At 56.4% G+C, this 17,541-nt stretch carries 15 protein-coding genes; 14 read left to right on the top strand and 1 reads right to left on the bottom strand.

Annotation, left to right across the window (positions count from 1 at the left end):
* Window positions 1–34 precede the first annotated feature (34 nt).
* The 10 genes from H650_RS04420 to cheZ all read left to right on the top strand — a co-directional run bounded on the left by H650_RS04420 (window position 35) and on the right by cheZ (window position 11,006).
* Complete coding sequence (locus H650_RS04420; RefSeq protein WP_044489678.1) at window positions 35–508, top strand: Csu type fimbrial protein; 474 nt, start codon at window positions 35–37, stop codon at window positions 506–508.
* A gap of 14 nt (window positions 509–522) precedes the next feature.
* A complete protein-coding gene (locus tag H650_RS04415) occupies window positions 523–1,287 on the top strand; it encodes a fimbrial biogenesis chaperone (RefSeq protein WP_020454149.1) in 765 nt (254 codons plus the stop codon).
* Window positions 1,263–3,656, top strand: coding sequence for a fimbria/pilus outer membrane usher protein (locus tag H650_RS04410; RefSeq protein ID WP_020454148.1), 2,394 nt, complete (start codon window positions 1,263–1,265; stop codon window positions 3,654–3,656). Before H650_RS04415 ends, H650_RS04410 begins: the two co-directional genes overlap by 25 nt.
* Window positions 3,656–4,618 carry a Csu type fimbrial protein gene (locus H650_RS04405; RefSeq protein ID WP_020454147.1) on the top strand — a complete coding sequence of 321 codons (963 nt, stop codon included), beginning with the start codon at window positions 3,656–3,658 and terminating at the stop codon, window positions 4,616–4,618. Before H650_RS04410 ends, H650_RS04405 begins: the two co-directional genes overlap by 1 nt.
* A gap of 86 nt (window positions 4,619–4,704) precedes the next feature.
* Entirely contained in the window at window positions 4,705–6,369 is a 1,665-nt protein-coding gene (gene tar / locus H650_RS04400) for a methyl-accepting chemotaxis protein II (protein WP_020454146.1), read from the top strand.
* 41 nt (window positions 6,370–6,410) lie between these two features.
* Complete coding sequence (tap, locus tag H650_RS04395) at window positions 6,411–8,009, top strand: methyl-accepting chemotaxis protein IV (RefSeq protein ID WP_020454145.1); 1,599 nt, start codon at window positions 6,411–6,413, stop codon at window positions 8,007–8,009.
* A gap of 19 nt (window positions 8,010–8,028) precedes the next feature.
* A complete protein-coding gene (cheR, locus tag H650_RS04390; RefSeq protein ID WP_017458307.1) occupies window positions 8,029–8,898 on the top strand; it encodes a protein-glutamate O-methyltransferase CheR in 870 nt (289 codons plus the stop codon).
* A complete protein-coding gene (locus tag H650_RS04385; RefSeq protein ID WP_020454143.1) occupies window positions 8,895–9,944 on the top strand; it encodes a protein-glutamate methylesterase/protein-glutamine glutaminase in 1,050 nt (349 codons plus the stop codon). The genes cheR and H650_RS04385 overlap by 4 nt, the downstream gene beginning before the upstream one ends.
* Window positions 9,945–9,961: 17 nt before the next feature.
* Window positions 9,962–10,351 carry a chemotaxis response regulator CheY gene (gene cheY, locus H650_RS04380; protein WP_007371559.1) on the top strand — a complete coding sequence of 130 codons (390 nt, stop codon included), beginning with the start codon at window positions 9,962–9,964 and terminating at the stop codon, window positions 10,349–10,351.
* 10 nt (window positions 10,352–10,361) lie between these two features.
* Entirely contained in the window at window positions 10,362–11,006 is a 645-nt protein-coding gene (gene cheZ / locus H650_RS04375; RefSeq protein WP_020454142.1) for a protein phosphatase CheZ, read from the top strand.
* Window positions 11,007–11,085: 79 nt separating this feature from the next.
* Here cheZ and H650_RS04370 read toward each other — a convergent pair whose 3' ends face one another.
* Entirely contained in the window at window positions 11,086–11,736 is a 651-nt protein-coding gene (locus tag H650_RS04370) for a CPBP family intramembrane glutamic endopeptidase (protein ID WP_020454141.1), read from the bottom strand.
* A gap of 285 nt (window positions 11,737–12,021) precedes the next feature.
* Here H650_RS04370 and flhB point away from each other — a divergent pair, with 285 nt between their 5' ends.
* The 4 genes from flhB to H650_RS04350 all read left to right on the top strand — a co-directional run bounded on the left by flhB (window position 12,022) and on the right by H650_RS04350 (window position 17,533).
* A complete protein-coding gene (flhB, locus tag H650_RS04365; protein WP_044489677.1) occupies window positions 12,022–13,173 on the top strand; it encodes a flagellar biosynthesis protein FlhB in 1,152 nt (383 codons plus the stop codon).
* Window positions 13,166–15,244, top strand: coding sequence for a flagellar biosynthesis protein FlhA (gene flhA, locus H650_RS04360; protein WP_020454139.1), 2,079 nt, complete (start codon window positions 13,166–13,168; stop codon window positions 15,242–15,244). Before flhB ends, flhA begins: the two co-directional genes overlap by 8 nt.
* Window positions 15,244–15,666, top strand: coding sequence for a flagellar protein FlhE (gene flhE / locus H650_RS04355; RefSeq protein ID WP_020454138.1), 423 nt, complete (start codon window positions 15,244–15,246; stop codon window positions 15,664–15,666). The genes flhA and flhE overlap by 1 nt, the downstream gene beginning before the upstream one ends.
* 292 nt (window positions 15,667–15,958) lie before the next feature.
* Window positions 15,959–17,533 carry an MFS transporter gene (locus H650_RS04350; protein ID WP_020454137.1) on the top strand — a complete coding sequence of 525 codons (1,575 nt, stop codon included), beginning with the start codon at window positions 15,959–15,961 and terminating at the stop codon, window positions 17,531–17,533.
* Window positions 17,534–17,541: the final 8 nt, after the last annotated feature.

The raw sequence follows: 17,541 nt of genomic DNA, 5'->3' as shown, positions 1-17,541 counted from the left end.
TCTGCGCGTCATTTCTGGGCTGCTCTTGTTCGCGATGATGGCCCCGCAGGGTGCCTTTGCGGTGACGACGCAAACCTTCACCGTGGGCGCAACCATCGCGCCTGGCTGTTCAGTGGTGAGCGGCAGCGGCGGGGCACTCGGCTCACTCAATTTTGGCACCCGCAGCGGCGTGCAGAGCGGGCAGGTCACCGCCAGTTTCGTGCCTGGCGCGTCGTTCTCGCTGGGCTGCACGCCCGGCGTGGCGCTGAGTATGAGTATCAACGGCGGGCAGAACTACGCAAACGTGCGCAACATGCAACGCAGCGGCGGTACAGATCGCGTGCCTTATCGCCTCTATACCAGCAGCACGCTGGCGGCAAATACCGAGATCGGCGTTAACCAGGCCGTCTCTGTCGCTTACAACAATAGCAACACTATCTCGCTGGCGATTTTCGGTGCGGCGCAGCTAACCGGGTTCAGCCCGGCGGGAACCTATACCGATCAACTCACTGTGACATTGTCATGGTAACAAGGGAGAAGGCGATGAAGGTCATTTCGACGGGTCGCGCGGCGGGCGTGCTGTGTACCTGTGCGCTGACGCTTAGCGCGGGCAACGTTTTTGCGGCGGCCACTATTCTGCTCTGGCCCATCGATCCGTGGCTCAGCGCCACCAGCAACGCGACCGAATTATGGATCCAGAACCAGGGTGAAGCGCCCACCACCATGCAGGTGCGCATTGTCCGCTGGCAGCAGGAAAAGGGGCTTGAACGCTACCAGCAACAAAACGAGATCGTTGCCAGCCCACCGATTGTGAGAATCGAAAAAGAGAGTAAACAGCTGATTCGCCTGATCAAGCAGGCGTCAATCCCGGCGGGTGTCGAACAGGCTTATCGCATCATCGTTGATGAGATCCCGCAGCCGGAAAACAGCGACAAACCGCAGATTGGCCTCAAGCTGCAAATGCGCTACTCGATTCCGCTCTTTGTTTATGGCACCGGCATCGAAACTCACACCAGCGGCGCGCATCATGCGCTGGTAGATACCAAAGATTTACACTGGCGGGTGAGCCGGGAAAACGGCAAACCGGCCCTGGAAGTGCGTAACAATGGTGATGTCCATGTCCGTTTAAGCAAAGTCAGCGTGCGGCAAGGCGGGCAAACGCGACAGGTTGCCGAGGGACTACTCGGTTATGTGCTGCCGCACAGTGTGCGTAGCTGGCCGCTACCCGCGGGTATCAGTAATCCAGTGGAAATGAAGGCGACGATCAATGCCAGGGAAAGCGAATGGCAGTCGTCCGCGGGCAACTGATTTTAACGGTCACTTTTATGCTGCTGGCGAGTTCAGCACGGGCACAACAGGGCGATGATATGCTCCCGCCGCCGCCCGATGCGCACGCCATCAACGAGCACGCTGTATACCATTTAAGCCTGGTGATTAACCATTACGATACCCGGCGGGTGGTGCCCGTGACCCGGCGGCAGAACGCTTTTTTTGTCTCCAGCGCCGATCTCCTGCAGGCCGGGCTGCCTGCTGGGCATCTACCTCAAGGGGAGGTCAATGTGTCGGCACTGGCGAATGTGCGCGCCGATTATGACAGCGCGGGTCAGCGTCTGCTGCTCTCGGTGCCCGGTGAGTGGGTGCCGGAGCGTGCTACGGCGTTTAACTCGGGTCTGCGGCGCACGACACCGAAATATGGTCAGGGCGCGTTACTCAATTACGATGTCTACACCAGCACCACCGAACACATCGGCGGTCAGGCGGCGCTGTGGCATGAGTTTCGCTACTTCAACGGCAACGGCGTGCTCTCCTCAACCGGTGCACTGCGTAAGACACTTTCCGGTAGCCTCAGGCAGCAGGAAGGGTATATGCGTTATGACACCACCCTCACGTTTACCGATGAAGATGACGCCACGCAGTGGAGCGTGGGCGATGTTATTTCCGATGCATTAACCTGGAGCAGCAGTGTGCGTATCGGCGGCGTCAGTTACGGGCGCGACTTCTCCCTGCGCCCGGATCTGGTCACCTGGCCACTGCCCGCGTTTTCCGGCGAAGCGGCAGTACCGACCTCGGTGGATGTGTTTATTAACGGCTATCGCGCCGGGAACACGCAGTTACAACCGGGTCCCTTCACGCTGACCAATATGCCCTATATCAACGGCGCGGGGGATGCCGTGCTGGTTACCACGGATGCGCTGGGGCGCCAGGTCAGCACCACCTTGCCTTTTTATGTCGCCAGCGATTTGCTCAAACCCGGCTTAAGCGACGGAGCGATTACCGTGGGGGCGCTGCGGCGCAATTACGGCGTCGAGAATATTGACTACGGGACGCTGGTGACCAGCGCATCGTATCGCTATGGAGTGAGCGATTATTTCACCCTCGAAGGGCATGGCGAAGCGGCGCAGTCTCTGACGCTGGGCGGCGCGGGCGCGGTGCTGAAACTCGGGCGGCTTGGCGTGGTGAACGGGGCATGGACGCAAAGCCGCATGTCTGGCGATAACGGCAGCCAGCTTGCCTGGGGGTATCAGTACAATACCCGCCTGTTTAGCGTTAATACGCAGCACAGCCGACGCGATCGCGGCTTTGGCAATCTGGCGCTCTACGACCAGCGCAACCTCTACAACAACGAGCAAAGCAACGGGCAGCGGCCTGTCGCCAGCCTGAGCCGCAACACGGATCAATATGCGCTGACGGTTAATATGGGCGATTTCGGCAACGTGGGCGCGGCATGGATCGGTGTACGCAGCTTTGATAATAAAAAGACGGAACTGCTCAACCTCTCCTGGAGCCGTAATCTGTGGGGCGGCAGTAGCCTTTATCTGGCGGCGAGCCGTGATAACCAGCAGGGCGACTGGACATTTGCCCTGTCGCTGCAAATACCGATTGGCGACATGGATAGCGCAGCGGTGAGTATGGAGCGAACCCCCGATTACGGCTCCACCGAGCGTATCAACTATAACCACGCCATGCCGACCGATGGCGGTTTTAGCTGGAACATGGCTTTTGCGCACCAGTCGCAGGCGAAAAATTACCAGCAAGGCACGCTGGGCTGGCGCAATAACAATGTCGAGTTGCAGGGCGGCGGTTACGGCGAAAGCGACATGCTGACATGGTGGGGCGAAGCGCTGGGGTCGCTGGTGTTGATGGATGGCCAGCTATTTGCCGCCAACCGCATCAATGACGCGTTTGCGCTGATCAGCACCGGCGGTCACGGCGGTGTGCCGGTGAACTATGAAAATCAGCCGGTAGGTGAAACCAACCGTGATGGCTATCTGCTCGTGAGCGGGGTATCTGCCTATTACCCGGCCAGTTACAGCATTAATACGCTGAACTTACCGGCGGATACGCAACTGAAAGATACCGAGCGCAAAATTTCGCTGCGTCGGCGCAGTGGCTATCTGGTGGAATTTCCGATGGTGCAGGAGCGCGTCGCCAGCGTGATCCTGCATGATGAAAACGGCGAAGCCATTCCGCTTGCCAGCGAAGTTGACCGGGCGGGTAAAGCCACGGCCATTGTCGGCTATGACGGCATTGCGTGGCTGGAAAATCTGGATGAAGCCAATGCGCTGCATGTCCGTTTGCCGGATGGCAAAACTTGCGACACCCGCTTCACGCTGCTCGCCAATCCTGATCATAAATTGCAAACCTACGGGCCACTGACCTGCCGGAGGAACCCCTGATGCGTCGGCTATTTCTTCTTTTATTACTCCTGAGCAGCGGGTCAGCGTGGTCGGCCTGTACGGTTAGCACGACCAGTGGTGCGTTCGGCACGGTGACGTCGTTTGTGCTTAACGCCTCGGCGCAAAACACCACCGCCAGCCTGATTGTGCGCTGCGACGCGGCGCTCAACCTGCTCACCAACGACTCGATTACCCTGACGGTGACCGGGGCGAGCGCCACCGCCTCGAACCGGGGCGTCATGAAACGGTCTGATAATGCCGCCGTGACGGATGTGATCCCGCTCCGTGTCTGCGGCCAGGCCAACTGCGCAAATAATAGCGAAGCGACTATCAGTGGTAACAGCTACACCTGGAGCGGTGCCGTCTTGCTGGCGTTGCTGGGTACCCGAACCTATACCTTGCCGCTCTATTTCCTCACCGTACCGGGGCAAAACGTCAGCGCCGGGCCTTATACAGTGACGCTCAATTTTAGCGTCGCGTATAACGTCTGCTCGGTGGGGATTTTAGGGTTCTGTTCGACAGCACAAACCGGCACGGCGACCACCAGCCTGCAGGTCAACGGCACCATCACCAACGACTGCACCACCATCAGTGCACCGAACGTTAATTTTGGCAGCGCGCCGCTGGTGCGCAACTTCCCGACCATTTCGCAATCTGTTGCCATCACCTGTACGAAAGGCATGGTTTACACCGTCGGCATCAACAACGGCGGCTACTACAACGGCAGCGCACGGAATATGGCCAGCGGCAGCAACCGGCTCAGTTATGAGATTTACAAAGGGGCAACCACCAACCGCTGGGGCAGCGCCGGTGCGGAGCGCTGGTCAAGCGGCGTCTCATCGCAGGTGAGCACCGATGGCCTGCTGCGAACCTACAATTACACCGCGCAAATTTTGACGTCGCAGACCACGCCGCCGGGGGGAACATATAGTGATACATTAACTGTGGATATCGCGTTTTAAGTCATAATTTAATTCCCTTTCGCAAATGTAAAGTTCCGTGGCCGCATGCCGATAACACCGTTAAGAACTTATCAAGAAGGTGTTGCATGTTGAACCGTATCCGCGTCGTTACTCTGCTTATGAGCGTGCTGGTGGTCTTTGCCTTGTTGCAGCTTGTCTCTGGTGGCCTGTTTTTTTCGTCGCTTAAGCAAAACCAGCAAAGTTTTGCGGTCTCCAATGACCTGCGCATGCAACAGACGGAATTAGGTAAAGCCTGGGAGTTGATGCTGCAAACGCGTATCAACCTGAGCCGTTCCTCGGCGCGGATGTTGCTGGATCCGAGCAACCAGCAGAGCAGTGCGAAAACCGATTTGCTGAACAGCGCGAAAGCGTCGCTTGCCGATGCGGCAAAACATTACGATGCCTTCCGCGCGCTGCCATCGCTGCCGGAAACTGACGCCGCGCGCCAGACGCTGGATGAGAAATACCGCACCTACAATGCCGCGCTGGCGGAACTGGTGCAGTTCCTTGAAGCCGGCAATATTAACGGCTTTATGGCGCAGCCGACGCAGGGGATGCAAAACGCCCTTGGCGATGCGATGAAGAAATACGCGGATTTGAGTGAAGGCTTGTATCGCAATGCCTGGGAACAGAGTGTCAGTGATTACAATTTTGCCAAATGGCAGATGGCGATCCTGGCGCTGGCGCTGGTGATCGTGCTGGCCGGGGTCTGGTATGGCATTCGCCGTATTCTGCTGTCGCCGTTGTCGTCGGTCATTGCCCACATCCGTGAAATCGCCGGTGGCAACCTGACACATTCGCTGACCATTGCTGGTCGCAGTGAAATGACCGAGCTGGCGCAGAGCGTTGACCATATGCAGAACGCGCTGATCGAAACGGTGACCAACGTTCGCCAGGGTTCAGATGCCATTTACGCCGGTACCAGTGAAATCGCCGCCGGCAACAACGATCTCTCGTCCCGTACCGAAGAGCAGGCGTCCGCGCTCGAGCAGACCGCCGCCAGTATGGAAGAGTTGACCGCCACGGTGAAACAGAACGCCGATAACGCCCGTCAGGCTGCACTGCTGGCGCAGAGTGCGTCGGAAACGGCAGAGCGCGGCGGTAAAGTAGTCAACAGCGTGGTAAAAACCATGCACGACATTGCGGGCAGTTCGCAAAAAATTGCCGATATTATTAGTGTGATTGACGGCATTGCTTTCCAGACCAATATCCTGGCGCTGAACGCCGCGGTGGAAGCGGCCCGCGCCGGTGAACAAGGGCGTGGTTTCGCCGTGGTCGCCGGAGAAGTGCGCAATCTTGCCAGCCGCAGTGCGCAGGCGGCGAAAGAAATTAAAGGCTTAATTGAAGATTCTGTCTCCCGTGTCGATACCGGTTCTGTGCTGGTGGAGAGCGCAGGGGAGACGATGTCGGACATCGTTAACGCGGTAACCCGGGTGAACGACATTATGGGTGAGATCGCCTCGGCTTCTGATGAACAGAGCCGCGGCATCGATCAGGTTGCGCTGGCGGTATCCGAAATGGATCGCGTCACGCAGCAAAACGCGTCACTGGTACAACAATCGGCAGCCGCAGCGGCCGCTTTAGAAGAACAAGCCAGTTTGTTGACGCAGGCGGTATCTGCTTTCCGCCTTTCTTCTGTATCCGGCAAACCGGCGTCGCGTGCTACAACTCCGGCAGCAGGCAGCGCTCAGACCCCGGCGCGGAGTCGCCAACTTGTAACCGGACAAGAGGATAACTGGGAAACATTTTAGCAGTTCTTAACCGCGGACTTTTTCCGCCAGATGGGGCGTTAATGTTAAATCGTATTCGCATCTCGACAACACTTTTTTTGATTTTGATCGTGTGTGGCATTTTACAGGTTGGCAGTAACGGGTTGTCTTTCTGGGCATTTAAAGAGAGCACTTCACACTTACAAGAAGTAGAAAACAGTAATCACCAGCGCAGCGCATTAATGCAGATGCGGGCCACGCTGCTTCAGGCCAGCACCGCGTTGAACAAAGCCGGGACGTTAACGGCGCTGAGTTATCCGCCGGATGACATCAAGGCGCTGATGACCCAGGCGAAAGCCAGCCTCAAGCAGTCGGCAGAGGTAGAAAAAGAGTTTCTTGGCCTGAAGGTGATGACACCGGAAGGCAAAAAATTACAGGAAATCACGCAGGCCAGTTACACCGCCTGGCGCGGTGACCTGGAGCACCAGGCGACCTGGCTTGAAAACAACCAGCTGTCGGACTTTATGACCGCGCCGGTGCAGGAGTCGCAGGATAAGTTTGATGCCAGTTTCAGTGCGTGGGAGAAACACATTAACCACTTTACTGAACAGGCGAGAGCGGATGGTGAAAGTAATTATCATCGCTCGGCGGTGATTTTTGTCGTGGTGGTTATTCTTGCCGCGTTATTGACCAGCGCCGCGTTGTTCTGGTCGCGCAAGATGATTGTCCAGCCGCTGGCGGTGGTCAGCAGCCACTTTGACAGCATCGCTGAAGGCAATCTGGCACGACCGATTGCCGTTGAGGGGCGTAACGAGATCTCGGCGATTTTTACCAGCCTGAAAAAGATGCAAACTGCGTTACGCACCACGGTGAGCGATGTCCGCCAGGGCAGCTACGCGATGCATACCGGTATCTCGGAAATCGCGGCGGGCAACAATGATTTATCGTCGCGAACGGAGCAGCAGGCGGCGTCGCTGGCGCAAACCGCGGCCAGCATGGAGCAGTTAACGTCGACGGTAAGCCAGAACGCCGATAACGCCCGTCAGGCTTCCGTACTTGCGCAGAGCGCGGCGGAAACGGCGAGAAAAGGCGGGCAGCAGACATCGAGCGTGGCAAGTACCATGCAGCAGATTGCCGGCAGCTCGCAGAAAATTGGCGACATCATCAGTGTGATTGATGGCATCGCGTTTCAGACCAATATTCTGGCGCTGAACGCCGCCGTGGAAGCGGCCCGCGCCGGTGAACAGGGGCGGGGTTTCGCGGTGGTCGCCGGTGAGGTGCGTAACCTGGCAAGCCGCAGCGCGCAGGCGGCAAAAGAGATTAAAGGCCTGATTGAAGAGTCGGTTTCCCGCGTTCAGCAGGGATCCACCCTGGTGGATACCGCCGCGCAGACGATGACGGAAATCGTCCGCTCTGTCACTCAGGTCAACGACATCATGGGCGAGATCGCCTCCGCGTCCGATGAACAACGGCGCGGGATAGAGCAGGTGGCTCAGGCAGTAACACAGATGGATCAGGTGACACAACAGAACGCTGCGCTGGTTGAAGAGGCAGCTTCCGCCACCGACCAACTGGCTAACCAGGCAGATAATCTTACCGCGCTGGTGGCCGTATTTAAGATTGAAGAGCATGTCGCAATACCCGAAGTGGCACCGCCTAAGGCAGTGCCCGTTGCATCCTGAACCTAGTTGAGAAGGCGCTATGACATCATCCATGCCTAACGGGCAAACGTCATCAATATTGCAACAGATGACACAGCGCCTGGCGCTGTCCGACGCGCACTTCCGTCGGATATGTCAATTGATCTACCAGCGTGCGGGGATTGTCCTCGCGGATCATAAACGCGACATGGTTTACAACCGCCTTGTCCGCCGTTTACGCACGCTTGGGCTAGATGATTTTGGCCGCTATCTGAGCATGCTGGAAGCGAACCAGAACAGCGCCGAGTGGCAAGCGTTTATTAACTCGCTGACCACCAATCTCACCGCGTTTTTCCGGGAGGCTCATCACTTCCCGGTTCTCGCGGACCATGCGCGCAAACGCACGGGGGAATACCGGGTCTGGAGCGCGGCGGCGTCGACAGGCGAAGAGCCGTACTCGCTTGCCATTACCCTCGCTGACGCGCTGGGTATGGCACCGGGTCGCTGGAAAGTTTTCGCCAGCGATATTGATACAGAAGTGCTGGAAAAAGCGCGTAGCGGCATCTACCGCCAGGACGAGTTGAAAACCCTCTCGCCCCAGCAGATGCAACGCTACTTTATGCGCGGCACAGGCCCGCATGCCGGGCTGGTGCGCGTACGGCAGGAACTGGCGAACTACGTCGATTTCACCACGGTCAATTTGCTGGATAAGCAATACAACGTTCCGGGGCCTTTCGACGCAATTTTTTGCCGTAACGTAATGATTTATTTTGATAAAACGACGCAACAGGACATTCTGCATCGTTTCGCTCCGCTGCTTAAGCCGGACGGATTATTGTTTGCCGGGCATTCGGAGAACTTCAGCAACCTCGTGCGTGAGTTTACCCTTCGTGGGCAAACAGTTTATGCGCTGAGTAAGGATAAAGCATGAGTAAAATCAGGGTGTTGTCCGTCGATGATTCCGCATTGATGCGCCAGATCATGACAGAAATTATCAATAGCCACAGCGATATGGAAATGGTGGCGACGGCGCCAGACCCATTGGTTGCCCGGGATTTAATTAAAAAATTCAACCCGGACGTGTTAACGCTGGATGTGGAAATGCCGCGCATGGATGGGCTGGATTTCCTTGAAAAATTAATGCGTTTGCGTCCAATGCCGGTGGTAATGGTCTCTTCACTGACCGGTAAAGGCTCGGAAGTGACGCTGCGGGCGCTGGAACTGGGGGCAATTGATTTTGTCACCAAACCGCAGATTGGCATTCGCGAAGGCATGCTGGCTTACAGCGAGATGATTGCCGACAAGGTACGCACCGCGTCACGCGCGCGTATCGCGGCGCATAAACCGATGGAAGCGCCGACCATGCTGAAAGCCGGGCCGTTACTCAGCTCGGAAAAACTGCTGGTAATTGGCGCGTCAACCGGAGGAACAGAGGCAATTAGGCATGTACTCCAGCCATTGCCGCTCTCAAGTCCGGGTATTCTTATCACTCAGCATATGCCACCGGGCTTTACCCGCTCATTTGCTGAGCGTTTGAATAAGCTCTGTCAGATCAGCGTCAAAGAAGCGGAAGATGGTGAGCGCGTATTACCCGGACACGCGTATATTGCACCTGGCGATCGGCATATGGAGCTGGCGCGTAGCGGGGCGAACTATCAAATTAAGATCCATGACGGCCCGCCGGTTAACCGGCACCGACCGTCGGTGGACGTGCTGTTTAATTCGGTGGCGAAACACGCGGGGCGTAACGCCGTGGGAGTGATTCTCACGGGGATGGGCAACGATGGCGCGGCCGGAATGTTAGCAATGCACCAGGCGGGCGCCTGGACGATTGCGCAAAATGAAGCAAGTTGTGTGGTGTTCGGCATGCCGCGTGAGGCCATCAATATGGGTGGCGTCAGCGAAGTGGTCGATCTTAGCCAGGTAAGCCAGCAGATGCTGGCAAAAATCAGTGCCGGACAGGCGATACGTATTTGAACCAGGAGTAATTTTTTATGGCGGATAAAGAGCTTAAGTTTTTGGTCGTGGATGACTTTTCCACCATGCGTCGAATTGTACGTAACCTGCTAAAAGAGCTGGGATTTAACAACGTTGAAGAAGCAGAAGACGGTGTTGATGCGTTAAACAAATTGCAGACGGGTGGCTTCGGTTTTGTTATCTCTGACTGGAACATGCCAAACATGGACGGTCTGGAACTGCTGAAAACGATTCGTGCCGACAGCAATATGGCTTCCATGCCGGTGCTGATGGTTACAGCAGAAGCGAAAAAAGAGAACATCATCGCGGCGGCGCAGGCCGGCGCGAGCGGCTACGTGGTGAAACCGTTTACCGCTGCAACCCTGGAAGAGAAACTCGGTAAGATCTTCGAGAAACTTGGCATGTGAGGACTGGCTAATGATTCAACCTTCAATTAAACCAGCGGACGAACATTCACCCAGCGACATCATTGCCCGGATTGGCAGCCTGACGCGTATGTTGCGTGATAGCCTGCGCGAATTAGGTCTCGACCAGGCGATTGCCGAAGCTGCGGAAGCGATTCCGGACGCGCGTGACCGTCTGGATTATGTTGTGCAGATGACCGCGCAAGCGGCAGAACGCGCGCTTAACAGCGTTGAAGCCTCTCAGCCGCACCAGGATGAGATGGAAAAAGGCTCGAAAGCGCTGAGCAAACGTTGGGACGAGTGGTTTGAAAACCCGATCGAACTGGCGGATGCGCGTGAACTGGTGACCGATACGCGCAAATTCCTTGGCGAAATTCCGGGGCACACCAGCTTCACCAACGCCCAGTTGCTGGACATCATGATGGCGCAGGATTTCCAGGACCTCACCGGTCAGGTTATCAAACGCATGATGGATGTTATCCAGGAGATCGAACGTCAGCTGTTGATGGTGCTGCTGGAGAACATCCCGGAACAGTCCGCACGGCCGAAGCGTGAAAACGACAGCCTGCTCAATGGCCCACAACTCGACGCGACCAAAGCGGGCGTAGTGGCAAGCCAGGATCAGGTCGACGACTTGCTCGACAGTCTGGGTTTCTGATGTCTCAGTACACGCGCTTTCAGCCAGCCTGAAGGCGCGTGTCTGACAAGGAAAAGGGAAGGGGAAACCCTCCCTTTTTTTATTGCAGGAAAATATCCCCCATTGAGAAGGTGTTCGCCAGCGCATGCAACACCATCGGGACAATCAAGCCGCCCGTACCGAGCCTGACCACACATAACACCGCAGAAAAAATAAAGAGCTGAATAAAGGTGATGGGCGCGTGATATTGCATATGGATGACGGCGAACAGCAGTGAGGTCAGCACAATCCCCACTTGCTGCGGCGCTTTTCCCCATCCCAGGCTGGCATTGAGTAAAAAGCCGCGGAAGATAATCTCTTCACTTACGGGTGCCACCAGGCACGCCGTTAAAATCCACGCCCAGCGGGTCAACCCGGTGTAATCACGCAGCGAATCAAGCCAGGGTTCGGGCTGCTGAAACAATTTCTCCATCACCAGCATCACCGCCAGCGCCAGCAGTGGCACCGTTAGGTTACGCAGTGCCAGTGTGCCAACGGGTAATAGCCCCTCAAAATGGCGCGCGTAATAGCGCCAGAGTAGCAGTGAACAAGGCAATAACAGCGCGGTGCAGAGAAACGGCACGGCAAGGCCATTTCGATAAAGCGTCATAAAACCGGGGATGAAAAAAGCCAGATAAAAGAGGCTGTAATAGCTAACAAACGCCGCGATGCAAATTGCCGTATGCGAAATTCTGTCCAGGTGTCGTGGCATAAAAAACGTCCGTGCCGATAAATACGCGAAGCTGACCATTATAAAGGAGAGCGCTGGCATTTCTGTTCTGCGGTTAATAATCAGGATATGTCGATAAAAAATGGGCTTTAGGCAGGGTTTTCCCACTAGCGTTGCCGTTTGGTCTGCGTTTCAGCTGGCGGGGTTGAACATCAGGCGACACCTCAAATGGCGAAAACCCTCTGTTTTTATGCCTTACTCTGCCCATTGGACAGGCTTGACTCTGGCAATATGTCATCAAACCTGTAACCCGTGGATGTGTTGGCCGTGGCCTCTGAAGACAACGACGACAAAACAGAAGCCCCCACAGCGCACCGACTAGAGAAGGCGCGCGAAGAAGGGCAAGTCCCCCGATCCAAAGAACTGACATCGCTACTGATCATGTTGGTCGGTATCGGCATTCTGTGGTTTGGCGGTGAAGCGTTTGGTCGCAGGTTATCGATGGCGCTCTCATCCGGGCTGCGTTTTGACCACAAGATTATCAGTGACCAGAACCTGATCCTCGGGCAGATCATCGTGATGTTAAAAAACGTGCTGCTCGGTATGTTGCCGCTGTTGACGGGCGTGGTGATCATCGCGCTGGTCGCGCCGGTGATGCTGGGCGGGCTGGTGTTCAGCACCAAATCGCTGGAGTTTAAGTTTTCCAAGCTCAACCCGCTCAGCGGGTTGGGGCGTTTGTTCTCTGCGCAAGTGGGTGCGGAGCTGGTGAAAGCGTTGATGAAAGCGCTGCTGATGGGCAGCGTCGCGGGCTTTTTTTTATGGCACCACTGGCCGGATATGATGCGCCTGATGAGCGAATCGCCGCTGACCGCTATGGCGAGCGCCCTCAATCTGGCCGGGCTGTGCGCGATGCTGGTGGCGCTGAGCATTATCCCGATGGTGGGGTTTGACGTTTTCTGGCAGATCTACAGCCATCTGAAAAAACTGCGCATGTCCCGCCAGGACATCCGTGACGAATTTAAACAGAGCGAAGGCGACCCGCACATTAAAGGCCGCATCCGTCAGATGCAGCGTGCAGCGGCGCGCCGTCGCATGATGGCCGATGTGCCAAAAGCAGATGTCATTGTCACCAACCCGACGCACTACTCCGTCGCACTGCAATATGACGAGAATAAGATGAGTGCGCCGAAAGTGGTGGCCAAAGGCGCGGGAATGATTGCGCTGCGTATTCGTGAGCTGGGGACGGAGAACCGTGTGCCGATCCTCGAAGCGCCACCGCTGGCGCGTGCGCTCTATCGCCATTCTGAAATTGGTCAGCAAATCCCGGGCCAGCTGTATGCGGCAGTTGCCGAAGTGCTGGCGTGGGTATGGCAGTTGAAACGCTGGCGTCTGTCCGGCGGGCAACGACCTGTTAAACCTGAGAATCTCCCGGTGCCTGAGGCGCTGGACTTTTTGAACGAGAAGGACACTGATGGCTAATCTGGTAGCAATGCTGCGTCTACCCAGCAATCTGAAATCGACCCAATGGCAGGTTCTCGCCGGGCCGGTGCTCATTTTGCTTATTTTGTCGATGATGGTGCTGCCGCTACCGGCGTTTATCCTCGACTTGTTGTTTACCTTTAACATCGCACTTTCCATCATGGTGCTGTTGGTGGCGATGTTCACCCAGCGCACGCTGGAATTCGCCGCATTCCCGACCATTCTGCTGTTTACCACCTTGTTGCGCCTGGCGCTGAACGTCGCTTCGACGCGTATTATCCTGATGGAAGGGCATACGGGATCGGCGGCGGCAGGGCGGGTAGTTGAAGCCTTCGGTCACTTCCTCGTTGGCGGTAACTTCGCCATCGGTATCGTGGTGTTCGTCATCCTCGTTATCATCAACTTTATGGTTATCACTAAAGGTGCGGGGCGTATCGCCGAAGTGGGCGCGCGTTTCGTACTCGATGGGATGCCCGGTAAACAGATGGCGATTGACGCCGATCTCAACGCCGGGATTATCGGTGAAGATGAAGCGAAACGCCGCCGTTCTGAAGTGACGCAAGAAGCGGACTTCTACGGTTCGATGGACGGTGCGAGTAAGTTCGTTCGCGGCGACGCCATCGCCGGTATTCTGATCATGGTTATTAACGTCATCGGCGGTTTGCTGGTGGGCGTTCTGCAACATGGTCTGTCGATGGGCGATGCGGCCTCAAGTTACACCCTGCTGACCATCGGTGACGGTCTGGTTGCGCAGATCCCGGCGCTGGTTATCTCTACCGCGGCGGGCGTTATCGTCACCCGCGTCAGCACCGATCAGGATGTTGGTCAGCAGATGGTTGGCCAGTTGTTCAGCAATCCGCGCGTGATGATGCTCAGCGCCGGCGTACTCGGCCTGCTGGGGCTGGTGCCGGGGATGCCGAACTTTGTGTTCCTGCTGTTTACCGCCGCGCTGCTCGGTCTTGCCTGGTGGCTGCGTGGTAAAGACCAGGCCACTCCTGCTGAAGCCGCGCCGATGAAGCTGCCGGAAAACACCCAGGCGGTGGAAGCCACCTGGAACGATGTGCAGCTTGAAGATTCCCTCGGTATGGAAGTGGGCTATCGCCTGATCCCGATGGTGGACTTCCAGCAGGATGGCGAACTGTTAGGCCGTATCCGCAGTATTCGTAAGAAATTCGCGCAGGATATGGGCTTCCTGCCGCCTGTTGTCCACATCCGCGACAATATGGATCTGCCACCAGCCCGTTACCGCATCCTGATGAAAGGGGTGGAAATTGGTAGCGGCGAGGCCTATCCGGGGCGCTGGCTGGCGATTAACCCAGGCACGGCGGCGGGCACGCTGCCGGGTGAGCAAACCGTGGACCCGGCTTTTGGCTTGGCCGCTATCTGGATTGAGAGCGCGTTGAAAGAACAGGCGCAGATCCAGGGCTACACCGTTGTGGAAGCCAGTACCGTAGTGGCAACACACCTTAACCACCTGATTGGTCAATTCTCGGCGGAGCTGTTTGGTCGCCAGGAAGCGCAGCAACTGCTTGACCGGGTGAGCCAGGAGATGCCGAAGCTGACCGAAGATTTGGTGCCGGGCGTCGTCACGCTGACCACGCTGCACAAAGTGCTGCAAAACCTGCTGGCCGAAAAAGTGCCAATCCGCGATATGCGCACCATTCTCGAAACGCTGGCCGAGCATGCGCCGCTGCAAACCGATCCGCACGAACTCACGGCGGTAGTGCGCGTGGCATTGGGACGCGCCATTACCCAGCAGTGGTTCCCGGGTAATGATGAAGTGCAGGTGATTGGTCTTGATACGCCGCTTGAACGTTTGCTGTTGCAGGCATTGCAGGGCGGTGGCGGTCTGGAGCCGGGTCTTGCCGATCGCTTACTGGAACAAACTCAGGAGGCGTTAACGCGCCAGGAAATGTTGGGTGCGCCGCCGGTGTTGCTGGTTAACCATGCGCTGCGTCCACTGCTGGCACGCTTCCTGCGCCGCAGCCTGCCGCAACTGGTGGTGTTGTCGAACATGGAAATGTCGGATAACCGCAGCATCCGTATGACTGCGACTATCGGAGGCAAATAATGCGTTATCTTGCCTGGTTGGTGGCCTTGCCGCTGTTTGCCCACGCGGCCGGAAACGGCATTGGCGAAGGCATGTGGCAGGCCAGCAGTATCGGTATCCGGCTGGATAACCGCGGCGTGGTCTCTTCATCACGACCGCTGGGCCCGTCGCAGCCGGTAAACGGGCTGATGACGGATGTCTCGTGGCGCTATGAATTAAATGGCCCAACGCCTGCCGGGTTAGTGGTTCGGCTCTGTTCTCAGGCTCGCTGTGTCGAGCTGGATGGGCAGAGTGGCACCACGCGCGGCTTTACCGATGTTCCGGCACTCGAATCGCTGCGTTTTGTCTGGGAAGTGCCCGGCGGTGGACGGTTATGGCCGCCGCTGGACGTTCGTAGTAACAAAGTGCTGGTCAATTACCGTCAACCCACTCAGCAAAACTAACCGCTTCGCTTCAATGAGTTAGCTTGTTTTTTGCCCGAAAATCCCGCCGCACTGGCGGGATTTTGCTATCCGCCCCGCATTTTTGACCGCTCCTTTTGATGCAACAGAAACGCTGTTTTATAAATCAGTGAAGCGCGTATCGGCACTCTTTGCATTTTTGCCAGCCACGTAATTTTGATGGCAGAAACAGAAAGGTTTCCCGTTGCACATCCTCTTACTTTAGCCGTGTAAGAAATTCCTTTGGCTAAGCCGGATCGTCAAAGGTCCCCCAAAATAAACAGGGTTGACGGCAATGAAAACACGAAAAATTGGATTGGCTAATTATCTCGCCTATGGCTCGGGCGATTTTCTGGGTGCGGGCACAACCGCGTTAACCGCAGCATGGTTACTCTATTTCTATACGACCTTTTGCGGCCTGACGCCGATTGAAGCGACATTTATCTTCGCGACAGCAAGGGTGCTGGATGCGGTGGTCAGTCCGCTGATGGGCTTTTTAACCGATAATTTCGGTTCGACCTGGCTTGGTAAACGCTTCGGTCGACGTAAGTTCTTTATTTTGTTAGGTATCCCTTGCGTGTTCAGCTACTCAATAATGTGGGTAGGGGACATGAGTTTCTGGTATTACCTGCTGACGTATCTGCTGTTTGATGTGGTCTACACCATGATTCTGGTGCCGTACGAAACGCTGGTGCCGGAAATGACTGACGACTTTAAACAGAAAACCAAATTCTCCGGCGCGCGTATCTCCATGGCGCAGATGTCGGCTATTCTGGCCTCGTTCCTGCCGGGCGTCCTGCTGTCACACTTTGGTAAAGACAACCCGGTCTCCTTTTTCTACGCAAGCCTGGTGTTCTCGGTGCTCTGTGCGCTGATGCTGACGTTTGTCTGGTGTTTTACCTGGGAGCGTCCGCGCGAAGAGTGGACTGAAGCGGCGCTGCGCGCGGAGGAAGAGAAAAAGAGCCTCACGCTTGGGCAAAGTTTGCGCCGCCTGTTTGTTGAACTCAGCTCTACGCTGCGTATCAAGATTTTCCGCCAGCACCTTGGGATGTACCTCGGCGGTTATATCGCGCAGGACGTATTTAACGCGGTGTTCACCTATTACGTGGTGTTCGTGCTGATGCAGGAAGCATCGCTGGCCTCCAACTTGCTGGGCACGATGGCGATTTTCCAGTTCATCGCGGTGATTGCCATGATACCGCTGTGCATCCGCTTTGGACCTGCACCGTCATACCGCATGGTGGTGGTGCTGTTCGGTCTGAGCGCCGCCTCTTATGCCGTGCTCTACTACGCCGGTTTAAGCGATGTTTATTCGCTGCTGTTGCTGGTGTCCGCCGTTGCCGGTCTGGGACGCGGTGGTATCAACTACGTACCGTGGAACACCTACACCTACATTGCGGATATTGACGAAGTGGTCACCGGCCAGCGCCGTGAAGGGATCTTCGCCGGGATCATGACGCTGACCCGTAAAGCCTCGCAGGCCGGTGCGGTGATGCTGGTGGGGATTGTGATGCAGGCGTCTGGCTTTGTCTCCGGGCAGAAAACCCAGGTGCCAGAAGTGAGCCACACCATTTTGATGATCATGTGCTTTGGCACCATTGCGGTACTGTGCTGCGGCTTCCTCGTCTCCTTACGCTTCAAGCTGAACCTGAAAACCCACAGCGTGCTGCGTGAAGAAACGGCCAAAATGCGCCAGAGCGGCCGCGCGATGCCAGAAAGTATCACTCCGCAAGCGCGCGAAACCGTCGAAATGCTGGCGGGCATGCCTTACGAATCCTTGTGGGGCAACAACAACATTGGCTATCTGAATCGCAATAAACCTGCCGCGCCATCGCTGAAAGACGCGTCACTGAAATCGACTTATAACTGAGGTTAAGA

Source organism: Enterobacter sp. R4-368 (assembly GCF_000410515.1).
In the GTDB taxonomy this organism is placed as follows: Bacteria; Pseudomonadota; Gammaproteobacteria; order Enterobacterales; family Enterobacteriaceae; genus Kosakonia.
The sequence above is the reverse complement of the archived record's forward strand: the minus strand, read 5'-3'. Positions and strand labels throughout refer to the sequence as shown.

What these genes read in the sequence shown, in the direction of transcription:
- H650_RS04420 (WP_044489678.1), top strand. Translation starts at nt 35, where the DNA reads ATGATGGCCCCGCAGGGTGCCTTTGCGGTGACGACGCAAACCTTCACC.
- H650_RS04415 (WP_020454149.1), top strand. Translation starts at nt 523, where the DNA reads ATGAAGGTCATTTCGACGGGTCGCGCGGCGGGCGTGCTGTGTACCTGT.
- H650_RS04410 (WP_020454148.1), top strand. Translation starts at nt 1,263, where the DNA reads ATGGCAGTCGTCCGCGGGCAACTGATTTTAACGGTCACTTTTATGCTG.
- H650_RS04405 (WP_020454147.1), top strand. Translation starts at nt 3,656, where the DNA reads ATGCGTCGGCTATTTCTTCTTTTATTACTCCTGAGCAGCGGGTCAGCG.
- tar (WP_020454146.1), top strand. Translation starts at nt 4,705, where the DNA reads ATGTTGAACCGTATCCGCGTCGTTACTCTGCTTATGAGCGTGCTGGTG.
- tap (WP_020454145.1), top strand. Translation starts at nt 6,411, where the DNA reads ATGTTAAATCGTATTCGCATCTCGACAACACTTTTTTTGATTTTGATC.
- cheR (WP_017458307.1), top strand. Translation starts at nt 8,029, where the DNA reads ATGACATCATCCATGCCTAACGGGCAAACGTCATCAATATTGCAACAG.
- H650_RS04385 (WP_020454143.1), top strand. Translation starts at nt 8,895, where the DNA reads ATGAGTAAAATCAGGGTGTTGTCCGTCGATGATTCCGCATTGATGCGC.
- cheY (WP_007371559.1), top strand. Translation starts at nt 9,962, where the DNA reads ATGGCGGATAAAGAGCTTAAGTTTTTGGTCGTGGATGACTTTTCCACC.
- cheZ (WP_020454142.1), top strand. Translation starts at nt 10,362, where the DNA reads ATGATTCAACCTTCAATTAAACCAGCGGACGAACATTCACCCAGCGAC.
- H650_RS04370 (WP_020454141.1), bottom strand. Translation starts at nt 11,736, where the DNA reads ATGCCACGACACCTGGACAGAATTTCGCATACGGCAATTTGCATCGCG.
- flhA (WP_020454139.1), top strand. Translation starts at nt 13,166, where the DNA reads ATGGCTAATCTGGTAGCAATGCTGCGTCTACCCAGCAATCTGAAATCG.
- flhE (WP_020454138.1), top strand. Translation starts at nt 15,244, where the DNA reads ATGCGTTATCTTGCCTGGTTGGTGGCCTTGCCGCTGTTTGCCCACGCG.
- H650_RS04350 (WP_020454137.1), top strand. Translation starts at nt 15,959, where the DNA reads ATGAAAACACGAAAAATTGGATTGGCTAATTATCTCGCCTATGGCTCG.